Source organism: Bartonella callosciuri, assembly GCF_014203215.1.
In the GTDB taxonomy this organism is placed as follows: Bacteria; Pseudomonadota; Alphaproteobacteria; order Rhizobiales; family Rhizobiaceae; genus Bartonella; species Bartonella callosciuri.
In genome coordinates, this window is the sequence record NZ_JACHIM010000004.1 from 117,468 (window position 1) to 135,344 (window position 17,877).

Below are 17,877 nucleotides of genomic sequence, written 5' to 3' on the forward strand. Positions count from 1 at the left end.
CAATTCTTGAGAGCAATCAAATCACCAAATTCACCGTGGTTATAAAATAGACAAACACATAAAAAATAGATAAACACATAAAAAAACGGGCCTGATAGGCCCGTTTTTTTAACTTTAGAAAGAGTGTTAGAAATCCATTCCGCCCATTCCACCCATTCCGCCACCAGGCATTGGAGGCATTGGCGTATCTTTCTTTGGAACTTCAGCAACCATCGCTTCCGTAGTGATAAGAAGGCTTGCAATTGAAGCTGCATTCTGAAGAGCAGAACGTACCACCTTCACGGGATCAACAATTCCCAAAGCGATCAAATCACCAAATTCACCGGTTGCGGTGTTGTAACCAAATGTATCAGCATTATTTTCCAGCACCTTGCCAACGATAATCGCTGCTTCTTCACCAGCATTTGTTGCAATTTGACGTGCTGGTGCTTGGAGAGCACGGCGAACGATATTGATACCAGCTTCTTGGTCAGGATTGCTTCCTTTAACGGTCAAAGCATTTGCAGCACGCAACAAGGCAGTTCCACCACCAGCAACAATACCTTCTTCCACAGCAGCACGTGTAGCGTTCAAGGCATCATCAACACGATCTTTCTTTTCTTTCACTTCAACTTCTGTAGCACCACCAACACGGATCACAGCTACACCACCAGCGAGTTTAGCAAGTCTTTCTTGCAATTTCTCACGGTCATAATCAGAAGTGGTTTCTTCAATCTGCGCCTTGATTTGATTAACGCGTGCATTAATTTCGTTCTTTTGTCCAGCACCATCAATAATCGTGGTATTCTCTTTAGAAATATTGACTTTCTTTGCTCGACCAAGCATATCCAAAGTGACATTTTCGAGTTTAATACCCACATCTTCAGAAATGACCTGACCTGATGTCAAGATTGCAATATCCTCGAGCATTGCTTTACGACGATCACCAAATCCTGGAGCCTTCACAGCAGCAATTTTCAAACCACCACGCAGCTTGTTAACAACGAGGGTTGCCAAAGCTTCACCTTCCACATCTTCAGCGATAATAAGAAGTGGTTTACCAGACTGAACAACCGCTTCAAGCACTGGAAGCAAGGATTGCAGATTAGACAATTTCTTTTCGTGAATAAGGATGTAAGGATCATCGAGATCAGCGACCATTTTCTCAGCATTGGTAACAAAGTAAGGAGAAAGATATCCACGATCAAACTGCATTCCTTCAACGACTTCCAATTCCGTTTCAGCAGTTTTTGCTTCTTCCACGGTAATAACACCTTCATTACCGACTTTTTCCATAGCATCAGCGATCATTTTACCGACTTCAGCAGCACCATTCGCGGAAATTGTTCCCACTTGTGCAATTTCTGCTGAAGTTTGGATTTTTTTTGCTTTTTTGAAAAGGTTTGCCACCACTTCATCAACAGCAGCATCGATCCCACGTTTAAGATCCATTGGGTTCATGCCCGCAGCAACAGCTTTTATGCCTTCTTGTACGATAGCATGCCCTAAAACGGTTGCCGTTGTCGTTCCATCACCAGCAATATCATTGGTTTTGGAAGCAACTTCGCGCAACATTTGTGCGCCCATATTTTCGAACTTATCTTCCAGTTCGATTTCCTTTGCAACGGACACACCATCTTTTGTGATGCGAGGTGCACCAAATGATTTATCGATCACCACATTACGACCTTTAGGGCCGAGCGTTACCTTCACAGCGTTAGCAAGGATATCAACACCGCGCAACAAACGCTCACGCGCTTCACGGCCAAACTTGACTTCTTTAGCAGCCATTTAATTTCTCCTTGGAGTTATCTCAAATGTTATAAAATGAAAGAATTAAGAGACTTAAATTAGCCCAAAATTCCCATAATATCAGATTCTTTCATGATTAAGAGGTCTTCCCCATTAATCTTTACTTCAGTTCCGGACCATTTCCCAAAGAGGATACGGTCTCCTGTTTTCACTTCTAAAGGTACACGCTTTCCGTTATCATCGAGAGCACCATTGCCAATGGCAATAACTTCACCTTCTTGAGGTTTTTCCTTTGCTGTATCAGGGATGATGATCCCACCAGCAGTCTTATTTTCAGATTCAACCCGACGGACAACGACACGATCGTGAAGTGGGCGGAATTGGATATTAGCCATGTTTTAAATCCTTAAAACTTACTATAATTGAATTAATCTTAAGTTCTTGCTAGCACTCTTGTAGTGTGAGTGCTAGCAACACTCAAGATATAAAATTGCCCCTTCTCAATGTCAAGGATTCTGGATAAAATATTTTTCTGCAAAAGACTTCAGAGTCTTGCCTCTTTTTTTTATTTTGCGTTATCTAGCTTTTATTAACCCGTGAACATAAAAGGATTTTATCATGGTTGAAACACGTCAGGAAACGGATAGCTTTGGAACAATTTCAGTACGTCAAGACCGTTATTGGGGTGCACAAACTGAACGTTCACTGCATAATTTTAATATTGGTAGTGAAAAACAACCCCTCACTATCATTTATGCCTTAAGCCTCATCAAAAAGGCCGCAGCTGTTGTGAATATGGAAAAGGGGAAACTCGCGCAAAACATTGGGAAAGCAATCATTATTGCTGCTGACGAGGTGCTCGCCGGTGTATTTGATACCCATTTTCCCCTTTCTGTTTGGCAAACGGGTTCTGGCACACAAAGCAATATGAACGTGAATGAAGTCATCGCCAACCATGCCAACATGCTTTTAGGAGGAAAACTAGGGAGCAAAACCCCTGTTCATCCCAACGACCACGTCAATATGAGTCAATCTTCAAACGATTCCTTTCCCACCGCGCTTCACATTGCCACCACCCTGCAAACACGCCAACATCTCTTTCCTATCCTTGAAGCCCTTATAACCACTTTAAGAAAAAAAGAAGAAGAATTTGCTGATATCATTAAAATCGGGCGGACCCACACCCAAGATGCAACACCCTTAACTTTAGCACAAGAATTTTCAGGCTATCGCGCCGCACTCGAAGCCAATCGTCAACGGATTGAAACGGCACTTGCTGATGTCCAGATGCTTGCCCAAGGAGGAACAGCAGTTGGAACAGGGCTAAACGCACCGCAAGGTTTTGATGTTGCCTTTGCACAAACAATCAGCACGCTGACAGGAATAACCTTTAAAACTGCCAGCAACAAATTTGAAGCACTCGCCCATCATGGAGCACTTGCACATTTCCACGGAAGTCTGAATGCATTAGCTGCTGATCTGTTCAAAATTGCCAACGATATCCGGTTTTTGGGATCAGGTCCACGCTCAGGCTTGGGCGAACTAAGTTTGCCTGAAAATGAACCAGGCTCTTCTATCATGCCAGGTAAGGTTAACCCCACACAGTGTGAAGCCATGACGATGGTTGCCTGCCAAGTCTTTGGCAATCATACCAGTGTAACATTTGCCGCAAGCCAGGGGCATTTTGAACTCAATGTTTATAAGCCTGTTATTGGCTATAATGTTTTGCAATCAATTACACTTCTTGGTGATTGCATGCGCTCGTTTGATCTCCATTGTGTTCAGGGATTACGCGCTAATCGAGTCCATATTCACTCTCTCATGGAGCGCTCTTTGATGCTCGTAACAGCACTTGCCCCGGAAATTGGCTATGAAAAAGCTGCTGAAATTGCCAAAGCAGCGCATAAAAATGATACAACTTTGCGTACTGAAGCATTAAAAGCAGGCGTTTCTGGAGAAGATTATGACCGGCTGGTTGATCCAAAAAAGATGATCCACCCGCAATAAACAACGCGGTGCATATTTCCTTTAAGACAAACTTTTCTGTAAAATCGGACCATGAACGGTCCGATTGTCATTGTGTCTTGAGCAATTTACGCACATCTCTTGCAAAATTTCAGGAAATGCAACCTCTTGCAAAGGTTAAAGAACTTCTAAATCTTAGACAGATCTGCACAGATAACTTTCCTAGTGTGCACAAACAAAGCCATAAGGGAACTCTCTAATCCAGTTCCTCATCAGGGCATGTATCAGTATTTATTTTTGAAAAAGGACCTATCCTTTACCGGATGCTCTTGCCAAAATTGGAGAACTTTTTGTATAAAATTGAGACAATTTGTCGCACAACAGGACAAACAACCCGCATTTCTGGAAAAAATTAGCCCCGCTAACTGATCCCCCAAAAGATAAGTCAGCAAACAAGATACAAACCTTCCTGAGATATAAAACCTTCTCTAAAGACATGTACGCATCCATATCTTCATTTTTTTGCCAAGAGCATTTTGTTTTTAAAATCAGTTTCGTTTTCGTACTTGAATGCACAAAGTCTTCTTAAAAATGAAGTCAGGCTCTTTCATCATAGCCAATAAAATATCCCCCCAAGAAAGAAACCTCGAATAAAAGAACATAGGCTCTCTCCAAAAAGCACGATAAGACAGTCCTTTCATGTGATAACATCGGGGTGCTCGCGATCTAATTGTTGTTGGATATTCAACAATTTCAGTGCCGCCTGTTGCAAAGGTTGGAGAATTTTTTGCGGCGCCTGATTGTGTTTGCGTGGATCACCTTCATACTGCTCAAAATAAAGCCGCAAAGTTGCTCCCACTGTCCCTGTCCCCGATAAGCGCACCACGAGCCGTGCTCCATTTTCGAAAAAAATACGGATACCTTGTCTTGTGCTCATGCTCTGATCAACGGGATCATGATAGGTAAAATCATCTGCTTTTTCGACTCGGAGTCCAGAAATTTCCGTTCCCGCCTGTGGTAAATGGGCACGCAATTGCTCTATGATTGCACAGGCTTTTGAGACCTCCACTTCTTCATAATCATAACGTAAGGTATAAAAGCGCCCATAAGTGCGCCAATGCTGCTGAGCAATTTCCACGACCGTTTTACCAGTCACTGCTAAAAGATTTAACCAAAACAACACAGCCCATAAACCATCCTTTTCGCGGATATGATTAGAGCCTGTTCCAAAGCTTTCTTCACCACAAAAGGCCACTTTTCCAGCATCCAAAAGCGTCCCAAAAAACTTCCACCCCGTTGGCGTTTCAAAACAATTCAATCCTTTTTTTTCAGCGACAAGATCAACAGCACGCGCTGTTGGCATCGAACGAGCAACCCCCACAATACCTTGGCGATAACCTTTAATAAGATGGGCATGGTCAGCCATAATAGCCAAGGAATCAGAAGGCGAGATAAATTGTCCACGACCAATAATAAGGTTACGATCCCCATCCCCATCAGACGCCGCCCCAAGATCAGGTCCTTGATCAGTCATCAACAGATCATAAAGAGCCTTAGCATAAAGCAAATTAGGATCTGGATGCCCTCCCCCAAAATCTGATAGGGGAAGAGCATTAACCACCGTTCCTTCAGAAAATCCTAAACATTTTTCAAAAATTTCGCGCGCATAAGGCCCTGTTACCGCATGCATTGCATCAAATCGCAACGTTAACCCTTCTGAAATAGCCTTAGCAATGCGATCAAAGTCAAAAATCTCCTGCATCAAAGCAACATAATCTGCAACAGGATCAATGATATCAACCTGCATTGACCCTATAAAGTTTGTACCTTCCCTCTCTAAATCAATATCCGGAGCCTCAAAAATTTTATAAAAAGAAAGACGCTGAGAGGTTGTAAAAATGGCTTCACACAGAGAATCGGGAGCAGGTCCACCATTAGAAATATTATATTTAATGCCACAGTCCCCATTCGGACCACCAGGATTATGACTGGCTGAGAGAATAATTCCACCATAGGCACGCGTTTTACGAATAAGATGCGAAACAGCCGGTGTAGAAAGAATACCCCCTTTTCCTACTTTTACACAAGCAACACCATGAGCCGCCGCCATTTTCAATACAGTTTGAAGAAGAGTGCGATTAAAATAGCGTCCATCCCCTCCAAGAATCAGCATTTTTCCCTCAACAGAGCCAATGCTGTTAAAAAGAGACTGTATAAAATTTTCAACATAATGAGGCTGTTGAAAAACCGATACTTTTTTGCGCAAGCCAGATGTTCCCGGTTTTTGGTCATCAAAAGCCGTGGTGAAAACCGTCGTTATCATTGTAGAAACGCCTTCATAGGATTCTGTTCAATTTTAGAGTGAATACCGTCCAAAGTCGACCCTTAATTCTACTTGACGAAACAAGCAAATACTTGCACACTGAGAGGAGAAAAAAGATTTTTTAAGACACCTTCTTAAATATGCCTTTCAATATGAAGGTTGCTTTAAAATATAATTTTCATAAAAATACAGGAGCATAATGATGATAAGAAAAACAGTTCCCAACGTCACCTTCCACACACGTGTACGCGATGAATCAATCGGTGGAGAAAATCCTTATCGGTGGCAAGAAATCAACAGCGATGCTTATTTTAAAGGAAAACGGGTTATTCTCTTTTCTCTTCCTGGAGCCTTCACACCCACATGTTCAACCTTTCAGCTTCCTGATTTTGAAAAACTCTATGACGAATTTAAAAAGGTTGGCATTGATGAAATTTATTGCCTTTCCGTCAATGATGCTTTTGTTATGAATGCTTGGGGGAAAGCACAAGGCATTAAAAACGTGAAGTTAATCCCTGATGGTTCCGGTGAATTCACACGCAAAATGGGAATGTTGGTTGCCAAAGACAATGTTGGTTTTGGCATGCGTTCATGGCGCTATGCTGCTGTTATTCATGATGGTGTCATTGAAAAATGGTTTGCAGAAGAAGGTTTTTCTGACAATTGCACAACAGATCCTTATGAAGTTTCTTCCCCACAAAATGTTTTAAAAGCCCTGCAAGGCTAATTCCAGGCCAAATTCACCTGTTTAAAAATAACACAAACTTCACGGCATAAGTCGCTTTGTAAAGAGAAATTTGTGCCGTTTGTGTTTTATCAAATCTTAAATGAAAAAAACTGTCGCCAAAACATTTTCAACACAAAAGCATGCAACCAACTTATCATAGCAACCGCCCCCACAAAAAGAGCCGAAGACAACTTTTTGTCCATCATCATTAAAAATACCAAAAAGCAATTCTCCCTCAAAAACGCGCCCCGCATAAGATATCAATCGTCGCCCTACCAATGCGCCAATTTTGATGAGATTTTGAGTACCGTTTGTCTTAAACTCTTATTTTTTTTAAAGACTATTTACTCTAACAGTTCAATTCCTTTTCAAACAGTTCAATTCCTTTTCAAAATGACTGCTAGAGCAATCGTTCATTCGAATATTCTACCATGAATACTGCATTCATTTATTCATCTTCTTCATCGAACGCAAAATATTCATCACGCTCAGGAAGTCCAAAAATATCTGGATTTATAAAATAACAATCTTTTTTTGTCCCCTTCGCTATAATTTTGTGACTTTCTAATTCGTTTATACCTTCTTTAAAAGTTTCAAGATCAAGATATTGTGACTCTTTAGAAAGGTCGCAGGACAAAAATTCATTGAGAATATCATGATCTAATGTTACCTGATCAAACCATAAATTTACATCATCCTCATCTGACATTTTACCGATCTGCCACAACATAACAAAAAAAGTTTTCATACCAATAAAAGAAAGCCGAAGAATCATACGTCGACTATCGGGCGCTCCTGAAAACACAATTTTTGGAAGATCTGCAAATCCGATATCTGAAGGAGGAAGCTCAAATGATTTTCCAATATTCTCAGGTTTTTCAAGAATAAAAGGATTTCTTTCATATAATAAGGTAAAATCATATTGAACCATTGTACCTCTCCCTTAAGGAGTTGATTTATTATGATAAAAATAAATGCGGTCAAATCGCTTATCATCATAATAGCTTACGATTTACCCTAAATATGTTTCTATGAAAAATTGTCTAATTTAAGTTATTTCCTTATTTTTCTTTAAAAACTTCTGAGATAAAATACCTTAAGATCTCTCTCAATCTTTTGCTCATGTTCGATTTTGGGCTGTGCGTAAGAAAATATCAAAAAGTTTGATGCCAACAGAGAAGAATTAAAAGGTCAAGTCCATATGAACTGTCAACATTTTTATAAACTGCTGACCAGGAACTTTTCTCAACGCAGTTGCGTACATAGCTTGAATTTCTTTCGCGGTTTGGTTCACTAAGGTGCTTTCATGACCTCTCCAAGAAGGACGCGTTTAGAACAAGGAAAGCTCTTTTTCTTTATAAAAGAATTTCCACTTTATGCCACACGAGTTCAAAAAACAACGCGTTTTTGAGCTTGCGCATAAAAACATCGAGACGAGCAAAATACAGATTCTGAAAATTGAAACGAGAATTTTCGGGATCTGCCAAACAGTCTTTTCCGTGAAAAATTTTACTCTTACCACTTTTGGGCTGCCAAAATATCTTGCACTGTTTTGACCAACTGTTCTTCATCCACTGTTATTTGCCCCGGTCGGCTTTCACGCCATGTTTGATTATCCTTAATTTCACTCGACAAACGTGCCCCTTCAAATAAATCTTTTATCTGTATTTTTCCGCTCTCACGTTCTTGTGAACCTTGGATCACCACACAAGGAGCCTGACGACGATCGGCATATTTCATCTGCGCTTTCATCCCCGATGCCCCTAAATAGAGTTCAGCACGAATTCCCGCACTGCGCAACTGCATCACCATTTTTTGATAGCGCGCGACAATTTCCGGCTCTTTATCCATCATCAGCACCAAAACCGGTCCTGGCATTTGTTTTATAGGTAATTTTCCAAGGCTTTGCAAAGCGGCTATCAAGCGTGAGACACCAATGGAAAAACCTGTTGCGGGAATATTTTCACCACGAAAGCATGCAACCAACCCATCATAGCGCCCACCCCCACCAACAGAGCCAAAGACAACTTTTTGTCCATCCTCATTAAAAACATCAAAACGCAATGCTGCTTCAAAAACAGGTCCTGTATAATATTCCAATCCCCGTACCACCGACGGATCAATTTTGATGCGGTTCTGGTAACCATTTGCAGCAAAGATTTTCTGCATCTCCTCAAGTTCACGAACCCCTTCAAGTCCTTGAATACTCTGGTTAACGACTTTTCTAAGAGTGTCAAGCGTTTCCTCTGCTGTTTCAGCCTCTGCTGTAAGCAAGGAAAGAATACAATCAATCTCTTTGTCCTTAAGCTCTGCGCCTTTTGTAAAATCACCACTTTCATCCAAACGCCCTTTGCCTAAGAGAAAACGCACACCTTCAGGACCAAATTTATCAAGTTTATCAATTGCTCTTAGAACAGTTAAACGCTTTTCAGCTTGTTCATTTCCACCCAAACCAATCAACTCTAAAACACTCTCGAGAATTTTTCGGTTATTCAGACGAATGGTATAATCATGATGCCCAATTCCTAATTTTTCCAAACTATCGGCTGCCATCATGCAAATTTCAGCATCCGCCGCCACTGTTGGTGTTCCAACAATATCAGCATCAAACTGCATAAATTGCCGAAACCGGCCCGGTCCGGGTTTTTCATTGCGGAAGACAAAGCCAAGACGATAACTCCGATAAGGCTTTGGCAAAGTTTCAAAATTCTCTGCAAAATAACGAGCAAGAGGAGTGGTGAGATCATAGCGCAAAGACATCCATTGCTCATCATCATCTTGGAACGAAAAAACCCCCGCATTGGGGCGATCTGAATCGGGTAAAAACTTACCTAATACATCTGTATATTCAAAAATCGGTGTTTCAAGCGCTTCAAAACCGTAAAGTTCATAAACTTCACGAATCTGAGCAATCATGGTCTCAGTTGCATACAATTGCACGCTTGTGCGATCAACAAAACCACGAGGTAAACGTGCTCTGGTTTTTTCTTGTTTCGATGACATATGATTCTCTAGCAACAATTTGATTCACAGATAATATGTGTCTTATCTTATAGAAACAAACGCTGCAATGACTTTATCAACCTGAGCGTTTTAGCAACAAGCATCCATGCAATAGGCATTCACACAACAGACACTGAACTTTTTCTTTACAAAGAAAGAGAACCCCTCCGTTCCTTGGAAGCTATCCGCTTTAGAAACACGTGCACTCTTCACATCAGGAGTAAGCCCCCTTCGTATTCTTCCATTTATTGATGAAGATGATGGGCTCCCTCAACCCCAGAACGCTCCCAAACATTCTTCATATCTTACCTCCCGTCCGGAACTTTCCTTTTGGTACGTTTTCTTTGCAGCTCTCACCTTGACACACTTTCTTTTAAGCAATCTTTCCTTAAGCACATTTTCCACGAACTCTGCATTCTTCTTCATCCTTCCCTTCAAAAAATTTCTTGCGCATTTCAGATCCCTCTCCCAACATAAGATGAGCGATCCATGCACAGTTTTTAAAGGTAAGAGCAACTGTTAACTTTAGCTTAGCCGGCGGTCATCTCCTGGAAAGAAGCTCCTTCTTTATAAGAGCTTCTTAAATTTATTGCCTACAGAAAAAATCTCAAGACATGAGAGTGCTTTTTGCTTGCTGTGCAAAGTTATTGATAAGCGTTTTTAAATCAACAATATTGGAACCAGCATCTGTAATCGACCTTGAAATAGAAGGAATGATATTCTGCCACACACTTTGAGGAAACTGGTTTGTCAGTTGTGTTATTGTTCCTCCTTGAGCACCAATCCCCGGAACAAGAAACAAGCACTTTTTTAACTGTTCGATGGTGTCTCTTGATTCACTGCCCACTGTTGCTCCAATAACCGCACCGATGGGTCCAACAAGATGATGCTTACTTAAAAACTGGCGATTATAATCACAAATACGCTGTGCTAAATAAACAGAAAGTGTTTGATCACCAATAAGCGCATTTCGAATGGACTTCCCCTCTGGATTGGAGGATTGAACAACCACAAAAACACCTGTTCCTGTTTCTTCTGCAATTTTTATCAGCGGAAGGAGAGCATCAAACCCCAAGAAAGGATTAACTGTTATGGCATCCGCTTTAAACGCACTGCTTGAACCAAGCCAAGCTTTACCATAGGCTTCAACCGTAGAACCAATATCGCCCCTTTTTACATCTACAAGCACCAATAAACCTTGTTCATGTGCATTTTCAATAAGTTCTTTGAGAACTTGAAGACCTTCCACACCATACAACTCAAAAAATGCGGCTTGCGGCTTTATAATACCAACATTTCCCACAGCTGCTGTGAGAAGGATATCACAAAAGTCCTTTAAGCCTTTATAATCACAGCTTAAATTCCATGATTGCAAAACTTTATGACTAGGGTCAAAGCCGATACAAAGCGGTCCATAGATTTCCCGATTTTTTAAAAAAGTTGAATGAAACATTCCACACCCTAAAATAATCTTTCTTTCAAGTTCTCGATACAATTGATGGGTGAGAGCTTTAACATACAGTAAGAAAAATAATAACAAAAAAGATAAGACCCAAGAACAAGGAAAGAGAAGTTCAAAAATCAGCAGCCCAATCAATAGCTCACTGGTGCTTCCCTTATATTGGTAAAAGCGCGTCTCTTAACGTTAGCAAAAACGACTCTTAAGAAAACTTAAGTTATAAAATGACAGGCAATCTCTTAACTTATGCAACAGAAAACGTTTTTGCAGCATCAAAAGCGCAAAAACATTTATTCCACTTCTTTATTTATTCCCCATAGAGCATTTATCTCTCCTAGAACGCACACCCTTAAGAAACTGGATCCCAACAAGAGTTCCACAAAAAGTTCTCAATAATCCCCTCTGTTCTCAGTCTGATCAATCTCTTTCTGACGCATGCTTATCCATTCTTGAGACAAAATTAGTTATGGTATTTTAGTTGGGAACAAAAATTACTGAAGAGAGGAGAAGACAAAAATAACAACAGACTCTTTAGAAACACCATCAAAGAGGAATACATGAAATGCTAAAAACAGAGCTCTTGTGCACCCCTCTATATAAGCTGAAAAGAAAAATCATATGAGCATAGATATCCTCCTATGATAGGAATAGAGGATAAAGACGCAAGAATGCCCATCGAAAAAACTATCCATGAAAACACAAATTTCCCCTGCAATAAATAATTGGACTGCTTTTTCAAATATTACTGGAGCATTTACTCATGATAACTGAGCCAACTTATTTCTTTCACTATCGGTTTTTCAGGAGATTTGAGAGGGTTCAAAACCACCAAAGTTGAAATATGGTTACGTGCAATTAATAGGAAGTACGATGCACCGCCTGAAACCCTTGGTAATCTGCTTAGGAACTTTATGGACAAAGAATATTATAGCTAAAACGGATTTAATACACAATTAGACGATCAAGTCCGACAGTTAGAAAAAGATCAATGTAAAATTTTAGAAAACTTAGAAAAATGGATTAAAGTATCAAAGCAGAAGATATATCACCAAGCGCAACCTCCTCTTTACAGAAGCATTGCAAAAAGCGTTGCAAGGCAGAAACTCTCCACAGGAAGCTCAAAAATCGAGAGAATATTCAAAAATTTTAATTCTTATCAGAAATCAAACACAAAATTGCTTTTTGTTTTTTAGGTTTAAGCATTCTGAAACTTTTCAAAAGGATGTATTCTTCTTTGCCCGATATCCCTTCATCACCATGAGATAGGGCATTTTCTTTTACTGAGAGATCAGTATAAAAAAAGGAAATTGGAACATCTAGGATATCGGCAATTTCCTTTAAACGTCCGGCTCCAACACGATTCAATCCTTTTTCGTATTTTTGAATTTGTTGGAAAGTTATCCCTAACTGGCTGCCTAATTGTTTTTGTGACATTCCTAGCCTTGTTCTTTTAAAGCGGATTTTTTTGCCAACAGAAATGTCGTTAAAATGTGGTTTTTTGGCTGTCACTCTCAATTCCCCCCACCGGGTGCGAGCGCCCTCGCATTGGTATTCCGGGAGTCAAAATACTGAGCTCTAGTCAGTTTTTTTGCTTTTAGTGCTTAGAGCACCTGGACATGGCAAAAACTCCCGGAATTCCGGGATACCCACACAGTAGGTTCATTTCACGCTAGAGCTTAGGGTTTTTGAATCCCTCTTGGTCGTTGCGTATACGACCAAAATCACAGGGCTCATTAATAAGCCACTTTAAAGAGATTGGCAACCAAAATTAAAGCAGTGTTTTTTATCTCTCCTAAATCAAACACAAAATTGCTTTTTGTTTTTTAGGTTTAAGCATTCTGAAACTTTTCAAAAGGATGTATTCTTCTTTGCCTGATATCCCTTCATCACCATGATGATAGGGCATTTTCTTTTACTGAGAGATCAGTATAAAAAAAGGAAATTGGAACATCTAGGATATCGGCAATTTCCTTTAAACGTCCGGCTCCAACACGATTCAATCCTTTTTCGTATTTTTGAATTTGTTGGAAAGTTATCCCTAACTGGCTGCCTAATTGTTTTTGTGACATTCCTAGCCTTGTTCTTTTAAAGCGGATTTTTTTGCTAACAGAAATGTCGTTAAAATGTGGTTTTTTGGCTGTCACTCTCAACTCCCCCCACCGGGTGCGAGCGCCCTCGCATTGGTATTCCGGGAGTTAAAAGTACTGACCTCGAATCAGCATTTTGCTTTTAGTGCTTAGAGCACCTGGACATAGCAAAATCTCCCGGAATTCCGGGATACCCATGGAGTGAGTTCATTTTTATGTATCGAGGCTTCGGGCTTTTAATCCCTATTGGTCGTCGCGTATACGACCAAAATCACAAGGCTCATTAATAAGCCACTTTAAAGAGATTGGCAACCAAAATTAAAACAGTGTTTTTTATCTCTCCTAAATCAAACACAAAATTGCTTTTTGTTTTTTAGGTTTAAGCATTCTGAAACTTTTCAAAAGGATGTATTCTTCTTTGCCTGATATCCCTTCATCACCATGAGATAGGGCATTTTCTTTTACTGAGAGATCAGTATAAAAAAAGGAAATTGGAACATCTAGGATATCGGCAATTTCCTTTAAACGTCCGGCTCCAACACGATTCAATCCTTTTTCGTATTTTTGAATTTGTTGGAAAGTTATCCCTAACTGGCTGCCTAATTGTTTTTGTGACATTCCTAGCCTTGTTCTTTTAAAGCGGATTTTTTTGCCAACAGAAATGTCGTTAAAATGTGGTTTTTTGGCTGTCACTCTCAACTCCCCCCACCGGGTGCGAGCGCCCTCGCATTGGTATTCCGGGAGTTAAAAGTACTGAGCTCTAGTCAGTTTTTTTGCTTTTAGTGCGCAGAGCACCTGGACATAGCAAAAACTCCCGGAATTCCGGGATACCCACACAGTAGGTTCATTTCACGCTAGAGCTTAGGGCTTTTAATCCCTATTGGTCGTCGCGTATACGACCAAAATCACAGGGCTCATTAATAAGTCACTTTAAAGAGATTGGCAACCAAAATTAAAACAATCTTTCTGATCTCTCAAAGATTATAATATTGGATACATTCTTAGTAAATCGAATTTTTGCCTACAAAAATATCGTCAAATGCAGATTTTTGGCTTGCACTCTCAACTCCCCCCACCGAATGTGAACACCTTCGCATTGGTATTCCGGGCGTTAAAAATACTCAGTTTAGATCAGCATTTTGCTTTTAGTGCGCAGAGCCCACAGAGCAAATATTTACTCGCCATAAGTTTGGTAGTAAACAAGATTGGACTCAGCACCGAACAAGTATCCAGCCCTATACATCCTCTTGTGGCTTCGCAAAGCCTTATTTTTTAGTAAACAGTTTCTACCCCTTGAGTCTTCTGGCTCCCCCCGCCTTTTTTGCCCCCCCAATCATACCAATATTCAAACTATCAACGGTCGTTAGAGACGCCTAAGTGTTCCATAAAAAAGTGCTTCAAATAATCAATAAAATACCGACTTGACGTGATCGGTTACCCGGAGCAAGACTCAAAGCCGTCAGGTTTGGGAGCTTACCCATGTTCAAGGCTAAGGTGGTGCAAAAACCCCCGTGTATCTTATGATAACTTAACAGATCAACTCACCAAAATTGCATTTATGAGGCATTTTATTTGTTATAAAACAGGACATGATTTGATGACTGATCATTATTTTTAAATAAATTATCTTCCCACAATCACTATGATAGAATGCGATTATAAAGGATAAATGTAGATTTACAAAAAGAAATAGATATCAACAACCGTTTTTCGTTTTCTATAAGATGATAATTGAAAAATTGCTCTTGTTTAATCGCGATGAAGCAGCATCGTATAATTGGTATAAGTCTGTTCAATTCAAGATTTTCAGAAAAATATATCACTGAGCTCATATGTTGGGCTGCAAAAAAATTCAAAAATATTGACGTATTGCTCCCAGATATAGAATCTAGAAGGTTTCTTATATTGGCATCTTGATCAACTAAAGCTAAGGCAGCAAGAAAAACAAAAAGAGAGCTAAATCGTATAAGGCGCATATGATACAATATTCATAATTCTCATAATTTAGAAAAACTCTTTCGCATTCCTGACTTCTCTCAATACAAGAAAAGTGAAAATTACAAAATATTAAAATCAAAAGCTATAGATTTGTACAAAACAAACTCGAAATTCAATGAATTATGCGCAAGAATGCCAATCAAAGCGGTTGGGAATTGGGCAAAAAGTATAGGATTATCAACTGAAAAAATAAAGAGTTTGGAAACAACAAATATTTCTCTCGAATATACTTTCAATGAAGTACCTTTCTACGTAAACACCCCATGTTTACGTAATTTATTACAGGTCTTACTGAAAGAGTGTTCTGTCTGTTTAAAAAAAACAAAAACTTCGCTCATAATATTTGTTAGAGTGTCGTGTTTTGCAGCTATCGGAGAGTTTTTGGGATGGATTTGATTATTTTTTGTTGTTATGAGTAGAATGTTGTTTTTTCTGGAGTTAGGTGCTGAAGAAGTAATGTTTTGCTAAGCTCTGATTTTAAAAAATACCCCCCCGATAGCGTTTGTTAGAACGGCGTGTCACAATCGCACTAGGCGTTTTACACGCTTTTGCGTTTTCTCCTGCTTCCCATAGCGCTTCTATAACGCTTTCATGAGGGGAGTGGGAGTGTGGTGCGAAGGAATACTGTGGTCGTGTGCTAAGATTTGATATGAGGAATTGTATAGTTTTACGGACGATTTTTTGGACAATACCGGTTGGTTGTGTGGATCATATCCGTATTGGGGTTATTTTTTTCAGAGACGATATCATGAAATAGGTGTGGGAGCATTGAGAACTGTCTCTTTTAAAAAGAGCATAGAATGTGCAACACAATGGCATTCTGTTTTCCGTTAAAAAAGTGCTTCAAATAATCAATAAAATACCGACTTGACGTGATCGGTTACCCGGAGCAAGACTCAAAGCCGTCAGGTTTGGAAGCTCACTCATGTTCAAGGCTAAGGTGGTGCAAAAACCCCCGTGTATCTTATGATAACTTAACAGACCAACTCACCAAAATTGTATTTATGAGGCACTTTATTTGTTATAAAAAACGCAAAGCACTGCGCCATCTCTCCTTTTTTACAGGTTTTTTGGCTGCAAAATGATCGACGGTTTGAGAATAGAGTTTTTTATCTGTACCGAATCAAAAAGAGCTTGCAAAGCTGGGAATTTGTTTTCACCTTTACGCCTTTCTATCCTTGCCAAATTAAGCTGTTTCCCCGTTTTAGGAATTACCCAACCAGATTATACGCAATACCCTTTCTCCTATTGGCATACAAAAGCATTGTCCTCTCATCAATTTCTATATCACTGGCCAGGACAAGAAACTATGTTTCTAATGTAGCAAAGAAGAATAGCTCTAATGCCTTAGGTTTAGCCCTTGAGCCCCCTCTTTATGTGGGGCATGACGTAGCTTGTACACTCTTGCCCTTCCCTACTTGTTTCAGAAGGCATGATTTTGATTGGCCTGCCCCCTATTACGTCTCATTCTTTTACGCGAGAAGACTTGCGAACTCCACCAGCCCCTTCAGAACATAGCTCTACACACTCCTGCATTTTCTCCTGCTTCCCATAGCGCTTCAGCGGGACAAATTTCATCGCGATGAAGCAGCATCTTGAAGCAGCATTTTATAATGGGTATAATTCTGTTCAACTGAAGATTTTCAGAAAAATATATCACTGAGCTCATATGTTGGGCTGCAAAAAAATTCAAAAATATTGACGTATTGCTCCCAGATATAGAATCTGGCAAGGCTTCTTATATTGGCATCTTGATCAACTAAAGTTAAGTCAACAAGCAAAACAAAAAGAGATCTAAATCTAAATCGTATAAGACGCCTATGATACAATATTGATAATTGTCATAATTTAGAAAAGCTCTTTCGCCTTCTTGACTTCTCTCAATACAAGCAAAATGAAAGTTACAAAATATTACAATCAAAAGCTGTAGATTTGTACAAACAAACTCGAAATTCAATGAATTATGCGCAAGAATGCCAATCAAAGCGGTTGGGAATTGGGCAAAAAGTATAGGATTATCAACTGAAGAACTAAAGAGTTTGGAAACAACAAATATTTCTCTCGAATATATTTTCAATGAAGTACCTTTCTACGTAAACACCCCATGTTTACTTAATAAAGAAAGCTCACTGCCTTTCGCCCCCTTTCTCGCTGCCATTCTCCCCTTCTAAGGTCAGTATCAATTACTGCAAACGCCACAATCGGCCCTGGGACAGACGACTAGGAAGAGTACAAATGGTTTGGGATGGTGCAAAGGCATCGTTTTGCCAAAAGGTGATACATTATGCCAATGATAGGGATATGCAGTGTACATGTAGGATGCCGATAAGACGAGGGATATCATAAAAAGAGAGGATCTGACTTTAGACTTATTCCCTGAGACCTCTTTATGTGGGGCATAACGTAGCTTGTACGCTCTTCCCCTTCCCTACTTGTTTCAGCAGGAATGATTTTGATTGGCATGCCCCCCATTTAGCCCCCATTGCGTTTCTTTTACGGAAGAAGTCTTTGCGAGCCATACCAGCATTCTCAGAGGCTATCTCTAAGTGCGTTCACGTGCTTCTCCATTTTGTTCTGCTTTCAT

General features: G+C 39.9%; 12 protein-coding genes and 3 pseudogenes. 5 read left to right on the forward strand and 10 right to left on the reverse strand.

The features are described 5' to 3' along the window. Window positions 1-126: 126 nt before the first annotated feature. Complete coding sequence (groL, locus tag HNQ69_RS05055) at window positions 127-1,770, reverse strand: chaperonin GroEL (protein WP_183228979.1); 1,644 nt, start codon at window positions 1,768-1,770, stop codon at window positions 127-129. Window positions 1,771-1,829: 59 nt separating this feature from the next. Then, on the reverse strand, window positions 1,830-2,126 hold the full coding sequence (gene groES, locus HNQ69_RS05060; RefSeq protein WP_005864441.1) for a co-chaperone GroES: 297 nt from the start codon (window positions 2,124-2,126) through the stop codon (window positions 1,830-1,832). A 223-nt stretch (window positions 2,127-2,349) separates the two neighbouring features. Between groES and fumC the strand changes: the two genes are divergently transcribed. After that, window positions 2,350-3,738, forward strand: coding sequence for a class II fumarate hydratase (gene fumC, locus HNQ69_RS05065; RefSeq protein WP_183228980.1), 1,389 nt, complete (start codon window positions 2,350-2,352; stop codon window positions 3,736-3,738). 655 nt (window positions 3,739-4,393) lie between these two features. Here the strand turns inward: fumC and HNQ69_RS05070 are convergent. Then, the gene (locus tag HNQ69_RS05070; RefSeq protein ID WP_183228981.1) at window positions 4,394-6,019 is read right to left on the reverse strand and encodes an alpha-D-glucose phosphate-specific phosphoglucomutase; all 1,626 of its coding nucleotides are present in this window, start codon (window positions 6,017-6,019) and stop codon (window positions 4,394-4,396) included. A gap of 202 nt (window positions 6,020-6,221) precedes the next feature. On the opposite strand from HNQ69_RS05070, the gene HNQ69_RS05075 reads away from it, so the two are divergent. After that, window positions 6,222-6,746, forward strand: a complete 525-nt coding sequence (locus HNQ69_RS05075; RefSeq protein WP_183228982.1) for a peroxiredoxin — start codon at window positions 6,222-6,224, stop codon at window positions 6,744-6,746. A 99-nt stretch (window positions 6,747-6,845) separates the two neighbouring features. On the opposite strand, the pseudogene HNQ69_RS05080 reads toward HNQ69_RS05075, so the two are convergent. The 7 genes and pseudogenes from HNQ69_RS05080 to HNQ69_RS05110 all read right to left on the reverse strand — a co-directional run. Further along, window positions 6,846-7,067 (reverse strand): annotated as a pseudogene (locus HNQ69_RS05080) (histidine--tRNA ligase); the annotation flags it as partial. A gap of 127 nt (window positions 7,068-7,194) precedes the next feature. After that, on the reverse strand, window positions 7,195-7,677 hold the full coding sequence (locus HNQ69_RS05085; protein ID WP_183228984.1) for a replication protein: 483 nt from the start codon (window positions 7,675-7,677) through the stop codon (window positions 7,195-7,197). Window positions 7,678-8,261: 584 nt separating this feature from the next. Beyond that, a complete protein-coding gene (gene hisS, locus HNQ69_RS05090) occupies window positions 8,262-9,749 on the reverse strand; it encodes a histidine--tRNA ligase (protein WP_183228985.1) in 1,488 nt (495 codons plus the stop codon). A gap of 607 nt (window positions 9,750-10,356) precedes the next feature. Then, window positions 10,357-11,202 (reverse strand): orotidine-5'-phosphate decarboxylase, encoded by an 846-nt coding sequence (gene pyrF, locus HNQ69_RS05095; protein WP_183228986.1) that lies wholly within the window; start codon window positions 11,200-11,202, stop codon window positions 10,357-10,359. Window positions 11,203-12,354: 1,152 nt separating this feature from the next. Beyond that, a complete protein-coding gene (locus tag HNQ69_RS05100) occupies window positions 12,355-12,717 on the reverse strand; it encodes a helix-turn-helix domain-containing protein (RefSeq protein WP_183228987.1) in 363 nt (120 codons plus the stop codon). A 377-nt stretch (window positions 12,718-13,094) separates the two neighbouring features. After that, the gene (locus HNQ69_RS08245) at window positions 13,095-13,352 is read right to left on the reverse strand and encodes a helix-turn-helix domain-containing protein (protein WP_343056854.1); all 258 of its coding nucleotides are present in this window, start codon (window positions 13,350-13,352) and stop codon (window positions 13,095-13,097) included. A 285-nt stretch (window positions 13,353-13,637) separates the two neighbouring features. Next, window positions 13,638-13,988: a helix-turn-helix domain-containing protein gene (locus HNQ69_RS05110; protein WP_183228988.1), complete on the reverse strand. Its 351-nt coding sequence runs from the start codon at window positions 13,986-13,988 to the stop codon at window positions 13,638-13,640. 1,038 nt (window positions 13,989-15,026) lie between these two features. Between HNQ69_RS05110 and HNQ69_RS08320 the strand changes: the two are divergent. From HNQ69_RS08320 to HNQ69_RS08330, 3 genes and pseudogenes are all read left to right on the forward strand, one after another. After that, window positions 15,027-15,689: pseudogene (locus HNQ69_RS08320) on the forward strand (tRNA-dependent cyclodipeptide synthase). 1,253 nt (window positions 15,690-16,942) lie between these two features. Next, window positions 16,943-17,056 (forward strand): annotated as a pseudogene (locus HNQ69_RS08325) (hypothetical protein); the annotation flags it as partial. Between the two features lie 153 nt (window positions 17,057-17,209). Next, the gene (locus HNQ69_RS08330) at window positions 17,210-17,464 is read left to right on the forward strand and encodes a tRNA-dependent cyclodipeptide synthase (protein ID WP_425486678.1); all 255 of its coding nucleotides are present in this window, start codon (window positions 17,210-17,212) and stop codon (window positions 17,462-17,464) included. Window positions 17,465-17,877: the final 413 nt, after the last annotated feature.

Coding starts and splice junctions, on each gene's coding strand:
- groL (WP_183228979.1), bottom strand. CDS start 1,770: ATGGCTGCTAAAGAAGTCAAGTTTGGCCGTGAAGCGCGTGAGCGTTTG.
- groES (WP_005864441.1), bottom strand. CDS start 2,126: ATGGCTAATATCCAATTCCGCCCACTTCACGATCGTGTCGTTGTCCGT.
- fumC (WP_183228980.1), top strand. CDS start 2,350: ATGGTTGAAACACGTCAGGAAACGGATAGCTTTGGAACAATTTCAGTA.
- HNQ69_RS05070 (WP_183228981.1), bottom strand. CDS start 6,019: ATGATAACGACGGTTTTCACCACGGCTTTTGATGACCAAAAACCGGGA.
- HNQ69_RS05075 (WP_183228982.1), top strand. CDS start 6,222: ATGATAAGAAAAACAGTTCCCAACGTCACCTTCCACACACGTGTACGC.
- HNQ69_RS05085 (WP_183228984.1), bottom strand. CDS start 7,677: ATGGTTCAATATGATTTTACCTTATTATATGAAAGAAATCCTTTTATT.
- hisS (WP_183228985.1), bottom strand. CDS start 9,749: ATGTCATCGAAACAAGAAAAAACCAGAGCACGTTTACCTCGTGGTTTT.
- pyrF (WP_183228986.1), bottom strand. CDS start 11,202: ATGTTTCATTCAACTTTTTTAAAAAATCGGGAAATCTATGGACCGCTT.